The 21,978-nt window shown below is 39.6% G+C and carries 16 protein-coding genes; 12 read left to right on the top strand and 4 right to left on the bottom strand.

Annotated features, from left to right (window positions below; genetic code table 11):
• The first annotated feature begins 85 nt into the window (after positions 1-85).
• Positions 86-955, top strand: a complete 870-nt coding sequence (locus tag N483_RS17590) for a DNA replication terminus site-binding protein (protein WP_023400161.1) — start codon at positions 86-88, stop codon at positions 953-955.
• Positions 956-1,006: 51 nt separating this feature from the next.
• On the opposite strand, the gene N483_RS17585 is transcribed toward N483_RS17590, so the two are convergent.
• A complete protein-coding gene (locus N483_RS17585) occupies positions 1,007-2,221 on the bottom strand; it encodes a hypothetical protein (RefSeq protein ID WP_023400160.1) in 1,215 nt (404 codons plus the stop codon).
• 708 nt (positions 2,222-2,929) lie between these two features.
• On the opposite strand from N483_RS17585, the gene N483_RS17580 reads away from it, so the two are divergent.
• The 6 genes from N483_RS17580 to rmuC all read left to right on the top strand — a co-directional run bounded on the left by N483_RS17580 (position 2,930) and on the right by rmuC (position 11,170).
• Positions 2,930-4,159, top strand: coding sequence for an AAA family ATPase (locus tag N483_RS17580; protein ID WP_023400159.1), 1,230 nt, complete (start codon positions 2,930-2,932; stop codon positions 4,157-4,159).
• A gap of 14 nt (positions 4,160-4,173) precedes the next feature.
• Positions 4,174-5,139, top strand: coding sequence for a ParB N-terminal domain-containing protein (locus N483_RS17575; protein WP_023400158.1), 966 nt, complete (start codon positions 4,174-4,176; stop codon positions 5,137-5,139).
• 146 nt (positions 5,140-5,285) lie between these two features.
• Positions 5,286-8,384 carry a DEAD/DEAH box helicase gene (locus N483_RS17570; RefSeq protein WP_023400157.1) on the top strand — a complete coding sequence of 1,033 codons (3,099 nt, stop codon included), beginning with the start codon at positions 5,286-5,288 and terminating at the stop codon, positions 8,382-8,384.
• Between the two features lie 301 nt (positions 8,385-8,685).
• The gene (locus N483_RS17565; protein WP_023400156.1) at positions 8,686-8,892 is read left to right on the top strand and encodes a hypothetical protein; all 207 of its coding nucleotides are present in this window, start codon (positions 8,686-8,688) and stop codon (positions 8,890-8,892) included.
• On the top strand, positions 8,892-9,581 hold the full coding sequence (locus N483_RS17560; RefSeq protein ID WP_023400155.1) for a response regulator: 690 nt from the start codon (positions 8,892-8,894) through the stop codon (positions 9,579-9,581). The genes N483_RS17565 and N483_RS17560 overlap by 1 nt, the downstream gene beginning before the upstream one ends.
• Before the next feature lie 131 nt (positions 9,582-9,712).
• Positions 9,713-11,170: a DNA recombination protein RmuC gene (gene rmuC / locus N483_RS17555; protein ID WP_023400154.1), complete on the top strand. Its 1,458-nt coding sequence runs from the start codon at positions 9,713-9,715 to the stop codon at positions 11,168-11,170.
• 33 nt (positions 11,171-11,203) lie between these two features.
• Here rmuC and N483_RS17550 read toward each other — a convergent pair whose 3' ends face one another.
• From N483_RS17550 to N483_RS17540, 3 genes are all read right to left on the bottom strand, one after another.
• Complete coding sequence (locus N483_RS17550; RefSeq protein WP_023400153.1) at positions 11,204-11,683, bottom strand: hypothetical protein; 480 nt, start codon at positions 11,681-11,683, stop codon at positions 11,204-11,206.
• 194 nt (positions 11,684-11,877) lie between these two features.
• Positions 11,878-13,914, bottom strand: coding sequence for an ATP-binding protein (locus N483_RS17545; protein ID WP_023400152.1), 2,037 nt, complete (start codon positions 13,912-13,914; stop codon positions 11,878-11,880).
• 470 nt (positions 13,915-14,384) lie between these two features.
• Positions 14,385-15,989: an isocitrate lyase gene (locus N483_RS17540; RefSeq protein ID WP_023400151.1), complete on the bottom strand. Its 1,605-nt coding sequence runs from the start codon at positions 15,987-15,989 to the stop codon at positions 14,385-14,387.
• Positions 15,990-16,221: 232 nt separating this feature from the next.
• Here N483_RS17540 and N483_RS17535 point away from each other — a divergent pair, with 232 nt between their 5' ends.
• From N483_RS17535 to N483_RS17515, 5 genes are all read left to right on the top strand, one after another.
• Positions 16,222-18,402: a malate synthase G gene (locus N483_RS17535; RefSeq protein ID WP_023400150.1), complete on the top strand. Its 2,181-nt coding sequence runs from the start codon at positions 16,222-16,224 to the stop codon at positions 18,400-18,402.
• 192 nt (positions 18,403-18,594) lie between these two features.
• The gene (locus tag N483_RS17530; RefSeq protein WP_023400149.1) at positions 18,595-19,458 is read left to right on the top strand and encodes a MipA/OmpV family protein; all 864 of its coding nucleotides are present in this window, start codon (positions 18,595-18,597) and stop codon (positions 19,456-19,458) included.
• An 8-nt stretch (positions 19,459-19,466) separates the two neighbouring features.
• Positions 19,467-19,835, top strand: coding sequence for a DUF3019 domain-containing protein (locus N483_RS17525; protein ID WP_023400148.1), 369 nt, complete (start codon positions 19,467-19,469; stop codon positions 19,833-19,835).
• 10 nt (positions 19,836-19,845) lie between these two features.
• On the top strand, positions 19,846-20,538 hold the full coding sequence (locus N483_RS17520) for a response regulator transcription factor (RefSeq protein WP_023400147.1): 693 nt from the start codon (positions 19,846-19,848) through the stop codon (positions 20,536-20,538).
• A 28-nt stretch (positions 20,539-20,566) separates the two neighbouring features.
• The gene (locus tag N483_RS17515; RefSeq protein WP_023400146.1) at positions 20,567-21,823 is read left to right on the top strand and encodes an ATP-binding protein; all 1,257 of its coding nucleotides are present in this window, start codon (positions 20,567-20,569) and stop codon (positions 21,821-21,823) included.
• The last annotated feature ends 155 nt before the right edge of the window (positions 21,824-21,978 follow it).

The raw sequence follows: 21,978 nt of genomic DNA, 5'->3' as shown, positions 1-21,978 counted from the left end.
GGTAATCCGGTTTCTGGTAATTACAATTGGAATAAAATAAGGTTTTTAGCTATAATTAAAGGAACACATCATACATATAAAGATCATGTCAACAAAGTTAATATTAAGAAGTAGTTTTGATTACTTATTCGATCAGCTAAATCTCCTTTGCGAAGAACTAAAAGAAAAAGAGATTAGCTATTCTAGTTATTATCAATTACCAGAAATCAAAGCTGAAGATGAAAAGAAAGCGCCTGAAGAGATTCAAGTTACAAAAATATCGGGTAATGAAGCATTTGATAAATGCATAAACGGAATTACGGATCTATTTGTTGGTCAAAAAAAGAGTAGCAAAATACTAACTCGCCATCCAGGTTTAATTGCTGTCGATGATGCAGATGGAAAAATTAAGTCAAGACTAGTTGAAGTAAACAAATCCAAAGAACAGTTTAAAAATACCGTTCTTGAAATTAATAATAATGACGCCAGGTTTGAAGCTGTACACAATGCAATACCGAATTTAATTACGTTAGCTGCGTATAGGAAAATACATTTTGAAGATTCTATACCTTATTCGGTAAGGTTCACATGGATGAAAAAGCATTCTACAACTACGCTTTCAAAGAAAGTTGCATTAGAAATGCTCAATAAATCATCAGGTTACTCCAACCCTAGAGTTATCGATCAGCAAAGCTGGCAGCAAATCGTAGAATTAGAAAAAGTTAGGCTCTCTAGTTTAGGAGAAAAAACTAAACTAAGGATAAAAAGGCCTACTCGAGTAACACCAGAAGTTAATGTTCGATTTACAGCCAAAAATAGATATCATGTCAGTGGTGCACTGCCCTTTATTCTATTAAACCCACAAAAGGAAACTAAAATAGGCAGTTTAAGTAACTTCAGCTCTAAAGTTGAAGATACCAGAAAGAAGGACTATAGCTATCTAATTGAGCGAATATATTTAGAAAATTTAGAGTAAGCTTGCTAAAACAAAATTTAAAAGCCAATTTAACATAATTGGCTTAGCTAACTACTTTTTTACGATTGCTTCTAGAATATCTTCATCGATAATTTCAGCCGTTTCGACCAATCTTTTTCCACCTTGAATTTCAATTCTCTTGTTATGTTTATTCAAAGCTAAAATTTCTTCACAAAACTGTGTAGAAGGATGCATTTCATACACATAGTCGATAATTCGGCCAGTATCATCATCTTTTACATTAGAAATGTTATATTCTGAAATAGCACCTTTTTCTATCAAATCTTTCATTGTCGTAGTCATATCTCTACGAAGTGCTTTCAGTTTATTGTCTGTAATTTCATCCGTTGAATAAATAGAGCCATATTTTTCCATTATTGAAAGCAGTCTGAAATGGTAAGTTTTTCCAGGTGCAGCATAGCGCCACAAATGATACAGCCTAAGCATCATCCAGCGGGATAAACCGCGCTTTAGCTCTTGGGCACTGTTGAAATAATAACCTTTATATTCAAGGTTATCGATCATATTATGAACAAATGCGTTTAAACAGGCTACACATTTGATATTTCCACCTTGTCCTTTCTTACCACTGAAATGTAATGAGGATAAGAAGTTCATATTAGATTCATAAAAAGAATCATCTACATCGCTATTTTTAGTATCGGTTGCGCGATATTTAAATGAAAGCTTCGAGCCTTGTAAAGCTTCCAAAGACTCCTTGATCTGCGGGTAAGGCATTGATTGACCAACAGCTTTTAACTCCTGAGCCAATTCATTCATCGAAAAAATCACAGCATATTGAATACCGGACTTAAAATTTATTTTTACTATTTTGCCTTTTGATGCAAGTCGAATAAGTGCTCTTTCAACTTTTTCTTCTCGATCAGACGGCCAAACTAAAAACTCCGTTTCTTCACCATCTTTTTTACTACTTACAACAGCAGGAGTAATTTTAATCTCACCATCGTATAAAATACCATCAACTTTTTCTGATATTCTTCTAGTTATAATCGTCTTTTTGGGAGCTTCCTCTAAAGGAAGTTTTTTATGTCCAGAACGTACAAACCTACCCCATAAATCATAGTGATTAAATGTGTTTGAATACGCTCTCAAGCCATGGTTGGTGTTTTCTAATGAAATTCGCACATCTTTGTTGTCAGTAAAAAGTGCTAAACTTTCATTATCGATTGCACTTTCCACTCCATGAATTTGACCTCTAAGTGAGTCTGGTAGATTGTCAACAGAGATGTTTACCTTGCGGCTCATTTTTTTACTTCCTGATTCTTCCGACAGCTAATAACAACACATTCAAAGGAAAAAGTTAATAATTAAAGTTAGTAAAAAACTGATCTGAGTTCAAGTTTTTTTAGAGATCACAATTTTACCTACTGATTGGTATTATGAGATCATAATTTTACCAACAGTGTAGGAAAATCCTCGTTATTTAGGAGAAAATCACTCAAGAAACGCTATTTGGAGCTGATTTCAATACCGAGTTGTGCATAACATCGATCTAATTTAGTAAAGATCTGATCTATTCGTAGTATAGATCAGATCTTTATTTACTTAATCTTAGTGTTGCCAGTGATTTTGTTGATAACTCTTTGTTTTAACTTAGTACAACTTTGATCTTGAACACCCAATCTGTTTATAACATTGTGGATAAGCTGTTATTATAATGAAACTCAATTAGTAAGTTAGTATTTTCTTGATCTGGCAGTATATAAAGATCTGATCTTTACTACGTATTTTTGTGATCTACTATTTTATTAAAATTACTTTATTTACAATAGCTTATATATGAAATTTATCTCCTTATCCTTATATACCTATATATCTAACCATTTCTAAACTCCTTATTTATTCTTAAGATAAATTTTAAATCCTATATTTTTTGGATGTCTCTTATTTTAGTGGTTTACCTTTTATTTGATGGACATTATAATATTAAGCATAAAATTAAGGAATATACGTATGTCTATCAATAGCAATGCACTTTCCACTTATAAATTGTTGAAAGCAACTGCCGAAGTAGCAGAACAATCCCTTGAGGGCCGCATTCAACACTATAGAGCTCATCTTAAGTCCGAAGACAAAGAACTACGTACTTATACACAAAAGGCTGCTGCGGATCTGTTAGGCGTTAATAACAGAACATTAAAACGCCGCCATGATCAAGGTGATTTTGATCATCTGCACATTCAAAAAGGCGCTAATGGCCATTACGCATATACGTTGAGTAACATTTTTGCTATGGCTGATATTTTAGGGATCAATGCAGATCACAGAGATCTTGAGGATAAGCTTCAAGTCATTGTGATAAACAGCCTAAAGGGTGGTTGCGGTAAAACAACGTCCCTCGTCAATTTGGCGGCAGCGCTTGCTACAACAAATATTAAGAGATATCGCATTGGGATCATTGATTTGGATCCTCAAGGATCTTCATCAAGTTTTTTCCCGTCAAGTGAACATGATCCGATCACAGTTGGTGATCTAATGCGAGATTGCATTGAGCTCGAGGAAAACGAAACTTGGGAACAACTTGTTGCGGATTCATTCCAAAAAACACATATCCCAAATATTCGTATATTGCCTTCCGGCATGGATGACTTTTATTTTGAGCATGAAACAGCTACAGAATTAAAAGAGTCGAGTAGTTATGAGCAAACTCGCCATTATCATAAGCTAAAAGAACGCGTCATAGAGCCTGTTAAGGACGAGTTTGATATCATATTGATAGATACGGCACCGTCTCTTAATTTCATGTTCTACAATGCACTGATGGCTTCTACGGCGATGCTGATCCCAGTCCACCCTGAAGCAGTAGATTTTGATGCGAACAATAAGTATCTGAAACGACTTGGTGAAATTTACCATACTGTCGCTGCACTCGGTCATGAAGGTTGGGACTTTATGCAATTCTTGGTGACTAACTATGTTAAAGGAAATCATTCTCAGCGAGACATAGTAAAAGATGTGCGCACTGCATTTGGCAGACAGGTAATGAGTTATCCGATTAATCATAGTTCTGCGATAACAGCTAGTTCGTCTTCTTTTAATACGATTTTTGATCAAAAAACATCGGACTCATTAGCAAGTAGAGAGTCTTTGCTTAGAGCACAAGAAAATATCAAAGACGTTGTCGATGAACTCGAAATGTTAATTCGCTCAAATTGGGCTTCCACACAATCCAGCTTAGATTAAATACAGGTTAGATAATGGCTAGAAAACGTAAAAATGATACACGATTAGACCCTTTTGCTACTCCTGTTGAAAAAAGCAGCTTGGATGATCTATTGGGGCAAGCGAGTCAAGGTGACGTCGTTACTATGCCGTCGCCAAGTGATCCAAATCGGCTAATCGAATTAAAGTGTGAAGTGATCGCATTCTCTGACATTGAAAGCAAAACCATTGTTTTTGGTCAAAATCGGCGTGAGCAATCACTGCTTAATGAAAAATCCGTTGCTGATATTTTACCAGCCATAAAAGAAGATGGCAGGAATATGCATCCCGCTTTATGTTGGGTAAAAGATGGCAAACTACAAGTATTATCTGGTTCTAGAAGACGAAAAGCATGTTTGTTAAGCGGTGCTGATTATGTTGTATTGTCTTCAAGCGGCTTCACTAACGACGATGCTAAGGCGCTTGCTGTTTCGTCAGATCAATATATCGCACCAAGTCTGTGGGAGCTTGGCAAAGCGTATGAGCAAACCAGAGTACGGTTGCAGGAAAATGGCAATAAAGGATCTTATAGAGAGATAGCGGCAATAGAAGGTGTTTCTCATACAGCTGTTGCTGATGCTATAAAAGCCTTTCAACATATCCAGCATGAAGTTGTTTTGCTCTACCCTACGCCAAACCACTTAGGACGTGAGGTTGCAAAAAAACTTATCAATGCACGTAAGGAACAGCCTGAACAATTTCAAAGTAAACTAGAACAGATTGCTGATGAGTTACTATTTGATGACCAAATGAGTGATGAAAAGCGTGCTTTGGCCATCACTAAGTACCTCACTACATTTGAAAGCAGCTCTGCGACACGTTCTGAAGCTTTGGTTGATAGTCAGTATATCAAAGTGCAACGAAGCCTTAATTCTGGCGCTATTACCGTCAAAATTGACGATAAGGTGCTAACAGATAAGCGTTTAGAACAATTGCAAAAACTGTTAAGTAGTTTTAATTAGTATGTTGCGGCCTAGATCATCTAGGCCTTTTTTATATCTTTTCACATCCAACCAGTCAATTTTTCATGATTTAGTCCCATTTGGCTCTTTAGCTCAAAACCGTAATTTCATATACTGGTCCTTTACGTTTTATTGCTTGTTAAAAAATGTCCTCGCAGTTATCTAAAGAGCAGCTATTAGCTTTATTTGAAGAAATTAAACAGGAACAGTCTTCTCAGTTCCCCTTATCTGATCGCTTCCTTAAGCAGTACTTTAATTCTGCTATGTTAGCGAAGGCCAAGGAGTACCTTAACGACGATCAAATTTGCTTTCTTGATCACAGTGAGGATTTCTCGAGAATAGATGCTCAAGTACTTGGTAATTTTGGTAATACGTTCACACAACACATAAAAATTGAACAAATAAAAGGCGCTCCGTCAGTTGAGGCTCAATGTTCTTGCTCTCACAATCCGAAGTGTCGCCATATTGCTGCAGTTCTACTAAAGCTTAAAATCGACCATTCTGGTGGCTTTGGAGAGTCTTTTCTCGTCAATGATTGGTTTAACGAGCTCTCATTACTACAGCAATCTTCTGGACTGAACACATCCAACGTGCTGCTGTTCGTACTGGAGCATCGCGGAAACGAAGTATTATTAAACCCAAAAATGTCACCTCATAAACCTGATGGGCATTATCCTCTTGGTCGTGTATTAACGGAGAAACAGCTCAATGCACATGTTCCGCCAAAGGATATTTTGGAAAGTGACTATCGTCTGTTTAGTTGGGTTCGCTCACAAAATACGCCAGGCCATTTCGAATTGGCTAGTAAGTGGGGGTTCGCTGCGCTGCAACAACTTGCTGCCACCAAGCGATGTTTTTTCGGTAATAGCCGTAAGCCTTTGCAATTTGGCCACATGCAACATTTGGATTTCTTTTGGCAAGCGGAAAATGACAGCTTTAAGCTCGTCAGTCACCTCTCAGATGTAGATCAGTGGCTACTGATAAAATCGGACCCTCCTGTCTATTTAGACACTGAAAATATGTTGCTCGGCCGTATCGAATCTGAACTAAGTGCGCAAGAAATTGCACATTTACAAACCATGCCTAGTATACAAAAAGACAAGATTGAGGCGGTGATCAAGCGCTTTCAAGATATCTTTGCCGACAATGTAATTCCCCCTCCTCAAGGGTATGAAAGGCTGATCAATAAAGATAAATTGGTTGCTAAGCTGTCGGCGAGTGAAGGCGAGTATACTCATCTCACGCTCTCTTTGTTTGACTCCAAGAAAAAGTATTCCACAGAGAAGCAACTTAATCGCTGCGAAAAAATGCTTCTTGGATTAGGTTTCGAGGCGCAAGGTGGCGGTTTTAAACTGCCAGTTGAGGACGAGGTTTCTTATCACTGGTACAACTGTGAAGTTCGACCTTATTTACAGCGTAAAATGTGGCAGGTTGAAGAAATTCAGCAAGCAAAGAAAGTCTTGGTACCAAGGGTCACATTGCAACTTAAGCGAGATAAAAAGCATCATGTTATTGGCAAGGTTATGTTTGATGATAAACAAATTTTGCTTGATTGGGACAAGGCCCCTAGCCATGAAGTCAACTCTATCGCAAACGTATTTCAATATGTACAAATTGCACAGCAGCACTACGCGATTTCGAAAGATATTTATGAAGAGTTATTGCTTCTAAAATCTCGCTTCAGCTATTACCTTTCTAGCTCGCAATTTAAGTTTCCGCTCTCTTATGCTAAAAAGTTATTTGAACTTGATGCTGTGGAAAGTGTTTCCGATGATGCGCGATTGTTAGACTATTTAGCAGAGCTTAACAAGCCCGTAGATATCAATGAATCTTTGTTAGGTGATAGTCAGGAGCGGTTTACTTTGCGTGATTATCAATTGCAAGGAGTCAATTGGTTAAAGTTTTTGAATCGTCATCAGCTTGGTGGAATATTAGCGGATGATATGGGGCTCGGCAAAACACTTCAAGTTATTGCTTACTTCATATCTCAGCACAATACTTTAGTGACCAAGCCGTCTCTCATTGTCTGTCCTACTTCTTTGGTTGGAAATTGGCAAAATGAATTTAAAAAGTTTGCTCCACATTTACCTGTGCTTACAGTGCATGGCAGTAACCGTGATAAGCAGCTTAATCAGGTAGCCCAAGCCCGTTTTATCATCACGACTTACCCACTGTTGAAGCGCGATTTACCGCACTACTCCGAACTTCAGTTTGATTCGATAGTTCTTGATGAAGCGCAGTATATAAAGAACGAAACCGCACAAATTTCGAAATGTGTAAAACAGTTATCAGCTGAATTTAAACTTTGTATGAGCGGTACGCCAGTAGAAAACAACCTTATGGAGCTAAAGTCGCTACTTGATTTTGTGATGCCAGATGTACTTGGTACTAAGCAGCAATTTAAGCAAAACTTTCAGCAACCAATAGAAAAAGAGCGCGATAGCAAAAGGGCTAAAGAGCTACAATCACTGATTGCGCCATTTATATTGCGTCGAACGAAATCTGAAGTTGTGCGAGAGCTGCCGGCGAAAACGGAGCTGATTAAAAAGCTTGAGTTTACACCAGAGCAAGCGTCACTTTATCAGCATGTACAAGGCCAAATTGAAACTAGTTTGATAGATCTGTTTAAAGAGCAAGGTGTTGAAAGTAGCAAACTTGCATTTTTGGATGCATTGCTGAAGCTAAGGCAGATTTGTTGTCACCCTGAGCTCGTAGACAAAGATAGCGAATATCAGCAAAGTGCTAAATTTAAATGGTTAGGCGCACATTTACCTATCTTGTTAAAAGAAGGTAGAAAAGTCATTATTTTCAGTCAATTTACGTCTGTACTGGATATGATTGCCAATCTATGCGATGAGATTGAAATACCATTTGCGATGCTAACTGGGCAAACAAGACACCGAGATAAAGCCATTGCGCGTTTTACTGAAGGTGATGTTGACGTATTTTTGATTTCTTTAAAAGCTGGCGGTACAGGCTTAAACCTGACTCAAGCAGATACAGTTATTCATTTTGATCCCTGGTGGAACCCAGCTGTAGAGAATCAGGCAACAGATCGTGCATACCGTATAGGCCAAGATAAGCCTGTCTTTGTCTACAAGCTTATTGTTGCTAACTCTATTGAGCAGAAGGTTTATCAAATGCAAAAAGACAAACAGGCGTTGGTGGATGCTTTATTTGCTGATACTGGGGTTAATTTAAGTGAGTTTAATGAAGCGCAAATGCTTGAGTTGATAAAAAATTAAATTATTTTTGAACTAATTAAATAAGGGGCTGTCTATCTTTATGCACATTGTGAGATTACATACAGCAGTGAGCACATGTTGATTTCCCCCTATTAATTACATGACGTATTTGTAATAACCAGCTCTTTTGAGCTGGTTTTTCTTTTTTTGCTCCTCGGTACTTAAATATCACCCGCTGTAATGGCGTGTAATGGTATTACGCGTCATTTCTTGCCTTGTTCCACATTTGATCCACAATCTTTCACTTTAATACACACATAGGAAAACAAAACCAAATGAATTGGACTTAAGGTGGGTTATTATGTTGTGCTATGAAAATACGATTTCGCAGTTAAACTTTATTGAACCACAATCGCTGTGCGACTATGATCTCATAAATGAAGTTGCAAGCTCTGAAGATTTAGCAAGTATCTTAACGACACTGCTTTTTGACGATACACTTTCTTCAAATCTTAAAAAACAGATAAAGCAACAGCTGCGAGTATTAAAAGCCAGTAAGAGAAACTAATGGAAGAAAAAAACCACATTTTGATCGTCGAAGATGATTTTGATATTGCTGAACAAGTCATGCTGTTTTTTAAAGCATCAGGCTTTAAAATAACGCATATAGCCGACGGTGCAGAAGTGGTTAGTTGGGTCAGAGAAAACGGCCCTGATGCCATCCTAATGGATATCATGCTACCAAACCAAGATGGTGTTGTGTGCATGCAACAAATTAGAGAGTTTTCAATGGTACCTATTGTGATGTTGACAGCAAAGGTATCTGAGTCAGATAGACTTAAAGGGCTTGAGTTTGGTGCAGATGATTATGTCTGTAAGCCTTTTAGCGCGGCAGAGCTTGTTATGCGTATAAAGGCTATATTACGCCGTTGTAGTGCGCCTGCTGTTTCGGATACGCCTGATATAGAAGTTAACGAATCACAGTTATTGGTGTCCTTAAAAGGACAGTCATTAAGTTTAACTAAAGTTGAATTTGATGTGTTTGCTATGCTTTACAATGCGCCTAACAGGGTGTTTTCGCGACAACAAATACTGGATCATATTCAACCTGACAATTTTGATATATCAGATCGCGTAATCGATAGCCACATAAAAAATATCCGTAAGAAAATTAAAAATATCGATATTTCCCCAAAAATTGTTGAATCTGTGTATGGCGCAGGATATAGGTTCAATGAACAGCATATAAACAGCTAACCTCCCTACTTCTCAGTGCCAATTAAAATGGTTGGCACATTATTTTAATTGGCAGATTAACCTCACTTGTAAGTGATTGATCAACTTCTCTAAGGTATGATTTAACTAGATTTAATTGTTAGGGTTACCCTATGTTTTGGACTAGTTTTTCTTCGCTACCTTGGCAAGTCGCTATGGTGCTTTTAGGGTCTGGTGCCGCCATTTCAGGTTTAGGCTGGTTGGTTTTTTCTTATTTATCTAAGCAAAAAACGCGCTCCTTGCAGGCCATGGCACAAAATAAGATAGACTCACTGCAATATGCACACGATGAGCTGAAAGAGCAATTGAATGTGGCGCAGCAGCTGCAACTGAAAACCCACGGTGAAGCGCAGCAATATCAAGCTAGATTGGCGGAAAAGCATGCTCAAGTTAAAGAGTACTATGGTTTGTGGCAGCAAGCTCAAGCTAAAGCGCAGACAGAGCAAGAGCAAGCGCATCAACTGGCGTTACAGTTAACAGATATGGAAACCAAACTGGCTGAAAAGCAATTGGCTTTTGATGCGCAAATTGCGCATTTAGAGCAAGCCAAAAATACCTTGAAGCAAGAGTTCGAAAATGTCGCAAGTAAACTGTTTGAAGAAAAAAGCCAGCAATTTGCTCGACATAGCCAGGAAAAAATTCAAACGATTTTAAGCCCAGTTCAGGGAGAAATTAAAGGCTTTAGGGACAAAATGGAAGCCATCCACAGTGAGGACCTAAAACAGCGGGCTGCGCTTAAAACAGAGTTACTTCACTTGCAAGCGAACAATCAGGCTATGACTGATCAAGCAAGTAAGTTAACTACGGCATTACAAGGGCAGACTAAAACCCAAGGAAACTGGGGAGAGCTGATGCTTGAAAATGTACTAGATAGTGCTGGGCTTCGTCCGGGTTATGATTATAAACGGGAAGTGAGTTTCACAACCGAACAAGGTAAGTACAGGCCAGATGTCATTGTTTACCTACCTCAGAGTCGTCATTTAGTTGTTGATGCAAAAACTTCATTAAATGCCTACACACGTTATGTGAATGCACAAGATGAAGTATCTGCGCAACAAGCTTTAAAAGAACATGTGAATGCAGTCAAGGCGCGGGTAAAAGAGTTGGGAGATAAATCCTATGAGCGCTTGCCAGGTCTCAACTCTCCGGAAGTGGTAATAATGTTTATACCAGTTGAGTCCGCGTTCGTTGAAGCAATTAAGTATGCACCCGATATCTATCAATATGCATTAGAGAACAAAGTGTTGGTAGCAACGCCTACCACTCTGCTTACTAGCCTAAACATTGTTAAACAATTATGGCGCTTTGAAGAGCAAAGTAAGCACAGCAAAGAGTTGGCCTTACGTGCAGAGAAGTTTTACAACAAGTTGAATAGTTTCCTACATAGTCTAGAGGGAGTTGGCAAACAGCTGGATAAAGCACAAGAAACCTATGATAAAGCGCTTGGGCAACTTTATTCTGGCAAAGGGAATTTAATTAAACAGGCATCCGAATTTAAAGAGTTGGGTGTGTCGGTAACCAAAGAGCTACCAGAAGAGCTGCTTGAAAAGGCAAAGTTAGAATTAAAGTAGTTTCAATAGTAAAAAAGGGCTTTAAGCCCTTTTTTATTTAGTACACAGTGCGTAGTCGCCATTTCTTGGCTTATCGGAATACAAGTAAATATACAGCGAGTTATTCTTTACATCATTCCATACAGTGCTCTTTGGATGTGGACATAGAGACTGTTTGATATAACCTTTTATTTCACTGCTACTCATTGCTAAAGGCGTAGGAATTTGAACAAAAACGTTTAATTCGCCTTGGTTGTAGCTAACTCTGCTTAATTTCCAGCTTCCCATCATATATTGCTTAGCAAAATAGCGATCAATACGCATTTGGGCATCATGGCTTATCTCAGCATGTACAATGTCATTCGATCGTGTGTCCATCCAGTAGTTCCATGCTGAGGCTAAAATTAAAAAGCCAGCTAGCAGCATAGACCAAAAAGGCAATACGCCCTTCTTTTTAGGTCGCACTTTTGACTGATGCCTTTTCCGCTCGGCAATTTTAACCCAATCATTGTGTTTCATTGTACGCTGTGTCATAAGTAGTTTCCTCCCGTTCATGCTGCTCATTTAATCAAGGTAATGTGGATGAAAAATGAAGTATTGTGGAGGCGCAAGGTGATCGGATCAGTTGGGTAGAAAATTTCCGTTTTAAATCCTGATCCAATTCTTTTGTATTAATTTTATATATTTTCACTACTGAGTACATAAAGTAGTGTTTTTAAAGTTTTGGCTTATTTTAGTGGCAAAGCAATTGAAATATCGAGTCCACCTAAATTACTGCGTTTAATATCAATACTTCCAGACATGAGTTCTATTAAACTTTTGCAAATTGACAAGCCCAAACCTGAACCGCCAGTGGCTCTGCTTCGAGAGCTTTCAACACGGTACAAGCGTTCAAATAATTTTGGGAGCTCTTCATCGGCGACCGTTGGTGAGGAGTCTTGTAGTTGTATATTTAAGTAGTTCTTGTCCTGATACATTTTAAAAACGACCCGCCCTGGGCTGTCTGTATATAGGCAAGCGTTTTTACATAAATTATTAACGACTCGATCTAGTTTGGGTTTGTCGACTGTTATGGTCGAGCCTTCAGGAATATTTATTTCACTGCTAAAAGACAGCGAGTGACTTTCCGTCATACGCTTAATATCGTAGCTGTAGTTTTGTGAAAGAGTTTGCAGACATTGGGTCTGTTCATTCAATGCAATGGCATTATTTTCTGCCTGAGATAATTGATATACATCTGTGATAAGAGAATTGAGCTGCGAGATTTTTTCGTTGATCTTACTGTAGGCTTTATTGTTATCTTCGAATAAACCGTGCTCCAAGGCCTCTATATGTAGTTTCAAGACACTTAAAGGCGTGCGTAATTCATGAGAAATATCAGCCAACATCTTTTCTTTTTGCTTTAGATTTTGCTGATACAACTTGGCTGCTAAGTTAGCGGCACGATGCTTGATGAAATAAATATATGTAAGCAGCGAAAAAATGAATAGCGCAGAAAGCCCGGCAATGAGCCAAGATTTTTGCATCAACTTGGTATGTTTTAATTCACTTTGTGCAAGGGCTTTTTCTTTCTCTGATACTTCGAGTTGCTGGCGTTGTACTAAGTTGCTAATACTGTTGCGATAGGTTTGCGCTTTTTGATTATTAAATCTTTCATCGTGCGCTTTATGCAAATTGAATGCATCACGAATATAAGTATACGCAAGTTCTGGTTCTCCTACTTGTCTTGCCAAATTAGCTGAGATTTCGTAGTAATGTATTGTTAAAGGGCTGTCTTGTTCATCATTGACCAATACCTCAAGATCTCTAATATAATTTTCTGCCACATGGGGCTGTTTAAGATGCAGGTAGGCCTGAGATACGCTGATATGCGCGTAAATTAGTTGTATTTGGCTTTGCGCTTTTTTTGCAAAGTCTAAACTAAGGTGTGCATTGATAAGTGCCTCATCGCCTTTATCTAGCTTCATATAACTACTGGCCAGCATATGGTATGCGCGCGATAGACTCTCATTGGCATTGGTTTGTTTTAGGTATTTTAGAGCCTCATATATGTTATCAATAGCAAGTTGGTGATGATCTTGTTTATATGAAACCTGAGATAGACGTAAAGCACTGTCTGCGATAGCGACAATATTGCCATCTTTTTTATCTTCACTTAGCGCCCAGCGGAAAAAGGTTTCGGCTTGTTCATAGTCATTTAGCCTGACGGAAATATCACCCAAGTTATAAAAGTTACTCGCTTTGATACTATGGCTACTGCTGCCTTTTAAGTAACTTTGTGCCTTTAAATGAAACTGCATAGCTTGTGCAATTTGACTTTTATGGTCATAAAGTGTCCCCAAGTTGCTGTAAGCTAAGCCTATTAGAGTATCATCTTCTAGTTCTTGTGCCGCTTTTAAGGCTTTATAATAGTGCTCTTCAGCTTCTGCAAGACGGGACATACGCCTATAATTAATGCCTTTTTCATTATTTAGAGTACGGACTAGCTCTGTGCTTAAGTAGTAATGCTGTTCTATATGATTGAGTGTCGAGAGCGCTTTTTTGAACAACCCTTGCTTTCGGTAAATTTCAGCTTGGATCAATAGAATATCTAGTGCTTTTTCTTGATTTAAATTTTCTAGACGCCATGGCTCGATTAAATCCAACGCGATTTGATATTTCCCTTGCTTCTCAAGCTGCTTAAGTTCTTCAATATCAATACTTGCAACTGCTGAGTTGGTAGAGAGTATGCAAGTAAATAGCACAGAGGCGAATATTTTTTTCATATTTTTTCATGTTAAATCAAAACGCTTGCATGCTAGGCAACAAATGTGTGACAAATATGGATCATGTAAAGGGGGTTTACAGCTTGGCAGTACGTAAAATTTTGCTCTGAAGTAGGCTATGTTAGTAAAATTATGATTTGGGAAGAAAAATACTTAGTAAAATGTGGATCCAAGCTTGCCAAGTTAGTTAGTAAAAAAGTGTTCTGCCTATTAATTGAAGCGACGTACAGCCGTAGTTGTTGCAACAAGGGCAATACTGGTGGCGTATAGACGCTGTTTTTAAGTCAAAAAGTGGTGTTTAACCTCAATTTACTTGCGGTATTTTATTGGTGCAACTCAGCTAGTATTTTTCTGATCTGTTTCAGTTGGTGTGCGTAAAATCGTGATCTCAATATGCAGGAGATGATATTTGCAAGATACAATGATAAGCACAAAAAGGGCCCAACGGGCCCAAGTTGGGATTTCCTGTACTAAAATTGATTCATGGTATTAGCTTCACCACCTGCCTTCAGCGCATTGTCCCCACTAAAGTACTCTTTGTGCGTGTCACCAATGTTGGAGCCTGCTAAATCTTGGTGTTTTACTGAAGCTTGCTCACGGCGGATTTCCTGTCTTTGAACATCTCTTACGTATGCAAGCATACCGAGCTCCCCAAAATAGCCTTCGGCTAAAATGTCAGTACTCAATGCGACAGTGTGATAGGTTGGCAAGGTGATCAGGTGGTGAAAGATACCTGCTTGTGTTGCGCCATCAAGTTGAAAGCTTTTTACTTTTTCATCTGCGATTTGTGCAAGTTCGGTGGTATCAAGCTCTGGTGCCATAAGCGCTTTAGGGTCAACTGTTGGATCTGGGTAGACTGAAATATCTTTGCCCTGTGCCTTGAGTGTTTCGTACGCCTGCTCCCTGAATTTTAATGTCCAATTGAATGAAGGCGAATTATTATAAACCAGCTTGGCATTAGGTACTTGCTCCCTGATGCGATTAACCAATTCAGCAATTTGGTCTACATTGGGTTTTTCTGTTTCAATCCATAATAAATCTGCACCTGCTTGTAAACTTGTTACACAGTCCAATACTACTCTATCTTTTTCAGTTCCCTCTTTAAATTGATAAAGTCCATTGTCTAAGCGCACTGGCTTTTGCAATTTGCCTTCTAGCTTGATGGCCATTTCCCCATCTGTAAGCTGATCAAGGTCGACAATCGGCTGGGTGTCTAAAAATGCTGTATATTGGCTAGCGATATCCCCGGGCTGTTTAGAAACCGGAATTTTTTGTGTCAAACTTGCTCCGAGAGAGTCTGTGCGGGCTACAATGATCCCGTCTTCAATACCTAGCTCTAAAAATGCATATCGAACAGCATTAATTTTTGCAAGGAAGTCTTCATGGGGTACTGTTACTTTACCTGCTTGGTGTCCGCATTGTTTGGCATCTGATACTTGGTTTTCAATTTGAATGGCGCAAGCTCCGGCTTCTATCATTTGTTTTGCGAGCAAGTAAGTGGCTTCTTCGTTGCCAAAACCTGCATCAATATCAGCGATGATAGGCACGATATGAGTTTCAAAGTTATCGATTTCTAATTGAAGTTGACTCGTATCTTGACCATTTAACTTCGCGGTATCGAGTGCTTTATACAAATGATCCAACTCCCTCGCATCAGCCTGTTTTAAGAAGGTATATATTTCTTCAATGAGCTTAGGAACCGCTGTTTTTTCATGCATGCTTTGGTCTGGTAGTGGACCAAACTCAGAGCGCAGTGCCGCTACCATCCAACCGCTTAAGTACACATAAGCCCCTTTGGTTGTTTTTTGGTGTCTTTTAATTGCCATCATCATTTGTTGAGCGGTAAAGCCATGCCAACACCCCAGTGATTGAGTGTATTGTGCAGGATCTGCGTCGTAGCGAGCCATGTCCTCGCGCATAATTTTCGCCGTGTACTTCGCGATATCTAATCCTGTTTTAAAGCGATTTTGTAAGTGCATTCTGCTTGCATATTCAGGGTTAATTGATTGCCAATTGTGTGTTTTTGTTGCGCATAAGGTAGTGAAGCGGTCAATTTGAGACTGGTAATTGCTCATGATTAATATCCTTCGAACGAGTTGTACACTAAATAAAAAGATTTTGCCTAAGCGTTATGTGTGAGAGTTGCTGCGGCTTAATTAAACACTAGAACGGCTTTTATAATTTTTTAAATTTATAGTTGTTATTGTGAGTATATTTATTATGAATGGTAAAAGGGGTTTGTTTTTGTACAAATTGCTTTATTTTTGAATAACCCGTTCAAAATTAATTCGCATTAGGAACTCTGCTATGAATGCAACTGTGACAAACGCTGGGCTCACCATTGATGCTGACTTTTTTGATTTTGTGAATCAAGAATTGCTCGATGGTCTACCCCTTAGTTCTGAATCGTTTTGGGATGGTTTGGCCAATATTGTAGATACACTCTCACCCATAAATCGTGCCTTACTCGAAAAGCGAAATAGCTTACAAGCTAAGATTGATGATTATCATCGGCAAAATGTCAGTTGGGATGCCAAAAAATATCGGACATTTTTGGAATCTATTGGTTATTTGTTGCCACAGCCATCAGATTTCAACATTGTGACTGAACATTCTGAGCCTGAAATCGCTCTGGCTGCTGCACCACAATTGGTTGTTCCGGTGAACAACGCACGGTTTGCACTCAATGCGGCCAATGCGCGTTGGGGCTCCCTTTATGATGCCTTGTATGGGACGGATGTGATAAGTGAAGATGAAGGAGCTGAAAAAGGTAAAGAATACAACCCTGTACGCGGGTTTAAGGTGATGGCGTATGCAAGGCAACTATTGGATAAAATATTGCCTCTGAACGGTGGTTCACATATTGAAAGCACCCACTATGGCATTGTCGATAATCGTTTAATTGTGACATTGAATGATAGCCGTCAGGTGACGCTTGCAGATCCAGAACAATTGATCGGATATTGTGGGCAATTGCAAAATCCTGCTGCGGTCTTAGTAAAACATCACGGCCTTCATATTGAGATCTGTATTGATCATGAGGATCCTATTGGAAAGGTTGATAAAGCGGGGATCAAAGACGTGATCTTGGAGTCAGCTTTAACAACGATTATGGATTGCGAAGACTCTGTAGCGGCTGTGGACGCTGAAGATAAAATCGTGGTTTATCGAAACTGGCTCGGTTTGAATAAAGGCAATTTAGTTGAAGAGTTTGTAAAAAATGGTCTGGCAGTTGAACGATGCCTAGCGAATGACAGAAGTTATAACTCACTCCATGGCGAGGTTTTTACTCTAAGTGGTAGAGCAATGATGTTTGTTCGCAATGTGGGTCATTTGATGACAACCCCTGCGGTACTTGACTCTGAAGGTCGAGAAATCTTTGAAGGAATACTTGATGCCATGGTAACGTCAGTTGCCGCCATGCATGACCTGAGAGGTAATAGCCTGTATCGGAATAGCAAATCTGCCAGTATAAATATTGTAAAACCCAAAATGCATGGCCCCGAGGAAGTTGCCTTTACAACCGAGTTATTTAACGCTGTAGAGCGAGCATTGGGATTGCCAGAAAATACGATTAAAATGGGGATCATGGATGAAGAGCGACGTACTTCTGTCAACTTAAAAGCGTGCATAGCAGCTGCCAGATCTCGTGTTGTATTCATAAATACAGGGTTTTTAGATCGCACCGGAGATGAGATCCATACATCTATGCTTGCCGGAGCTGTTAGGCCAAAAGAAGTGATCAAATCTCAACCGTGGATCTCGGCCTATGAGCGCCAGAATGTTGAAGTCGGTTTAGAAACAGGCTTCAAAGGTAAAGCACAAATTGGTAAAGGAATGTGGCCAAAACCAGATAACATGGCGCAGATGATGGCCTTAAAAGCAGCACAATTAGAAGCGGGAGCAAATACTGCATGGGTCCCCTCACCCACTGCTGCAACGCTGCATGCTATCCACTATCATGAGGTTGATGTTCTAGCTCAACAAGTCAAAATCTCGCGTTCTCAACATGCGTGTTTGGAAGACTTATTGACTCCTCCTTTGTTGCATGATGCCTCTTCTCTTTCTCTGTCAGATATTCAAGCTGAGTTAGACAATAATATTCAAGGTATTTTGGGCTATGTTGTGCGTTGGATAAACCAAGGTGTAGGTTGCTCAAAGGTGCCAGATATTTCTCATGTGGGTTTAATGGAAGATAGAGCAACATTGAGGATATCAAGTCAGCATATTGCAAACTGGCTAGAACATAAGGTGTGTAGCGAAGAGTTGGTATTGGCAACATTTGCTAAAATGGCCAGTGTCGTAGATAGTCAAAACAGCAGTGATCCGCACTATATTGCAATGTGTGAACATGGCCACCCAAAGGCGGATAGTTTAGCTTATAAAGCTGCGTTGGCACTTGTTTTTGAAGGTAAGCAACAGCCTAATGGCTACACAGAACCCTTGTTACATTATTATCGTAGGCTCCAAAAGTTACAGTCACATTAACAGCTAAAAGTGAGCGCTATGATTTAATCTTGGCGCTCACTTGTAAACCCCCTTTCCAATCATGTCTGCTATTCCCTATTTTTGGTAATTTGTAATTAGGTACAATTTGATACACTTTGGTATAATCCGACACGATATTTTTATCATTTTTTCAATATATTAATTAGCAAATAATAAAGATAAGAAACTGCTATGGACTCTAAATTTAAATGGCTGTCTGCTAGCCTTGTTTTGGTGAGTTTGAGCTGGATGCCTAGCGTTTACGGAAAAACAGCTCCTAGCTTTTGGGATGGGTTTGCCAATAAACGAGAAGCTGGTGGCTTTTTGTCGTTAGGTATTGGCGCGTCATACGGTGGTGGGCTACTTTCAAACATCGCGACTCGTCCACTGATAAATATTAATGGCAACTATTACTTCGAAAATGGACTGTTTGTTGAAGTACCTGGTAGTGATAGTAAGTTTGAACCTGACTGGGCTATGGGTTACAACCTGTACAATACCAATGAGTGGGAATTTGATCTCATATTCTCTTCTGCGCATTCCCACATGACTTATTATGGATATTTAGAAGGAAATTTTGCAGGCTATAGTGATGACAGGGATTTGACCGGGTATGTTGGTTTACGCGCTACAGGTGCAATTGGTCAGTACCAAATACAAACCATTTTAGCGCCTAAAGCGGATAACAGTGAGTACGATGGTGGTGCTTACGCTTCTCTTTGGGTTGCCAGATCTTGGCAAGTAAAAAATTGGAACTACTACGCTTCTATCGGGTTTCAATATCGTAACAGTAATATGTTGAACTACTATTACGGTGTGCCTTATAAATCTTCTCGGGTAGCACCATATGAAGCATCAGGTGGTGTGAATACATTACTTAAACTCGGCTTTACTAAACCAATCAGTGAAAGCTGGGTGGTTGATGGTTCTATCGGGTTTACAGATTACGCAAGTAGTATAGATAAAAGCCCCTACTCTATTGATGCACTAAAGTATGTATCTAACCGTAGTAAGTTAGGTCGCAATGTTAACATCACTCTGAGTTACGTATTTTAGGGGGCGATGTGAACAAGTATCTTTTTGGATTTTTATTAGCCCCGACGTTAACCTTTGCTGCGTCCAATAACCCCAACTTTATCGTTAAACCACAACAATGTGTTGCACTAGAACAAGGCCAGGAATGCTTTATCGATGTTTCGGTCAATTGGCAGGTAAGCGATGAAGGCAATTTTTGTTTATTTGCCAATGAAACACGGCTGCACTGCTGGCAGCGCAACAATCGAGGACAGTGGAAAAGCGAATTGGTCATGACTGATGATGTCGTGATGAGTTTGAAAAATAGCAGTGACAAAGTGATATTTAGCGACAAAGTTAAATATGCTTGGATCTATAAAAAACGCAAAAGCAAAGCCGTTCGTTGGCGAATGTTTTAAGGAATTTAGGATGAATGAGTGCAAGATTGCGTTGGTTGAGGATGATGTGGAATTGGCACAGTGGATAGCCGATTATCTCGAAGCAAAGCAGTATCAGGTATCCGTATATCATGACGGGTTAGCTGGCCTTGAAGGTGTAAAAAAAACACAGCCTGACTTGGTTATTTTGGATGGCATGTTACCTAGTATGGATGGTTTAGATGTGTGCAAAGCACTTCGACAGTCGATGCAAACACCTATATTGATGTTAACTGCCAGAGATGAGGAAGTTGACGAAATATTGGGTCTAGAGATGGGAGCCGATGACTATTTAACCAAGCCAGTAAGAGGTCGGTTGCTTGAGGCGAGAATGAGAACCCTCCTACGGCGCTCGGCTGCTACGCAAGCTACGGTGAGTGAGCGATTGGTGCTCGGTGCACTCGAAGTCGACTCTGACAATCGCCAAGTAACACTTAATGGCAACAATATCCAAGTCTCAAGCAATGAATTTGATGTGCTTTGGGTACTGGCGAGTCGCGCTGGAAGTGTTGTGACACGACAGGATCTGGTGCAGGAGTTGCGCGGCTTCGAATACGACGGGTTTGACCGTACTATCGACTTACGAGTATCTCGACTTCGCAAAAAGTTGGGTGATACACAAGCACCATACAAAATAGCGACAGTGTGGGGTAAAGGGTATCAGTTGGCGAAAGACACTTGGTAAGCCGATAAATTAAAGGAACAAATACAATATGTGGCGGTTTGTTGTTGCGCTCGTGAGTGTTTTATTGATCGCAAGTATCTTGTTAGGGCAAATATTCGATACATTATATTCATCAGACGATACTAGCGAGCCTTTGGTGAGCGAGCAATTGTCACTTACCTTGCCGCTTTTAAAGTTAATGGCATTAGGTGAGGTATCTGATTTTGACCCCAACCTCATGAAAGATGAGAATAATCAACGTAACGCCATATTGTATACGCGTGCAATGGACGAGTATCCGCTACCGGCTCTTTTACAGGAGCAATTGAAAAGGCAAGAGCCTGTTTATTTAGAAACGCAAGAGCACGTGATGGTACACCTATTGACCAGTACGCACGACATTTTAATCTACCAGTACGATAAACAAATTGAAAAAGAAGACTATCGCCTTTCCTTAACACTGTCTTTTTACCTCCTTTTGGTCATCGTTATCGTTATTTTTTTAGCGCCCTTTGTCAGACGTTTAATGCGATTGAGTGCGGCTGCGACCAAACTTGGAGACGGTCAGCTTGATGTCAGGTTACAGGTTGGTACGCTTTGGTACATCCGTGATATTGAGTTATCGTTTAATCAAATGGCCAGTAAAATTAGTCTCTTAATGGATGATATTAAGTTGCTGGCAGGCGGCCTATCTCATGAGTTGAGGACCCCGTTGGCACGGGTAAGGATGGGGCTGGATACGCTCGTTGAAGCTCAAGATGAGCAGTTGCGAGCCAAGTATGAGTCTCGGGTAAATCAGCAACTAGATGATATGGAAGGGTTACTCATACATATGCTTGATTTTGCGAGATTGCAGCATAGTTTAGATGACGCAAAACCCAATAAAATGGATCTGGCTCAGATGTTATCGAGCTTAATCTCCAATACCTATCATGGATCTGTTGAACTTACCCTGCCATCAGAGAGTGTGTGTATCAATGCCGATTTACGATATTTGAATATGGCGGTGTCAAACATCATTGATAATGCTATTAAATATGGGCGTAGCAAGTGTGCAGTTAAAGTCTTTTATGAAAATAACCACATAGCCGTTAGTATAAGTGATGATGGTCAGGGGATTGATGCAGAAAAAAGAGCGACTGTATTTAAGCCTTTTGTCAGACTGGATAGACAACAGTGCCCAGGCTTTGGGATCGGGTTAGCCTTTAGCGCCAAAATCATCTCTCGTTACCATGGCACTGTTGAGGTGGACGACTGTCCAGATTTAGGCGGCGCAAGGTTTACGCTGCGCTTTGTGAGTGAATGAAGCCTATAAACACAAGTGCAATTCATAAAAAATCAGCCTTTCTATCTCAATAAATTGTCTGAATAAGCTGGTTTTTTGCACCTTTTTTCCTGTGTGTGTCGGTTAGTATAAGAAAATAGGGTTGTATATTGTTGAAGAACAGTACCTTTAAGTGG

This window comes from Pseudoalteromonas luteoviolacea NCIMB 1944 (assembly GCF_001625565.1).
GTDB classification, from domain to species: domain Bacteria; phylum Pseudomonadota; class Gammaproteobacteria; order Enterobacterales; family Alteromonadaceae; genus Pseudoalteromonas; species Pseudoalteromonas luteoviolacea_F.
Note: the sequence above shows the minus strand (reverse complement) of the source record. Positions and strands in the feature narration are given on the sequence as shown.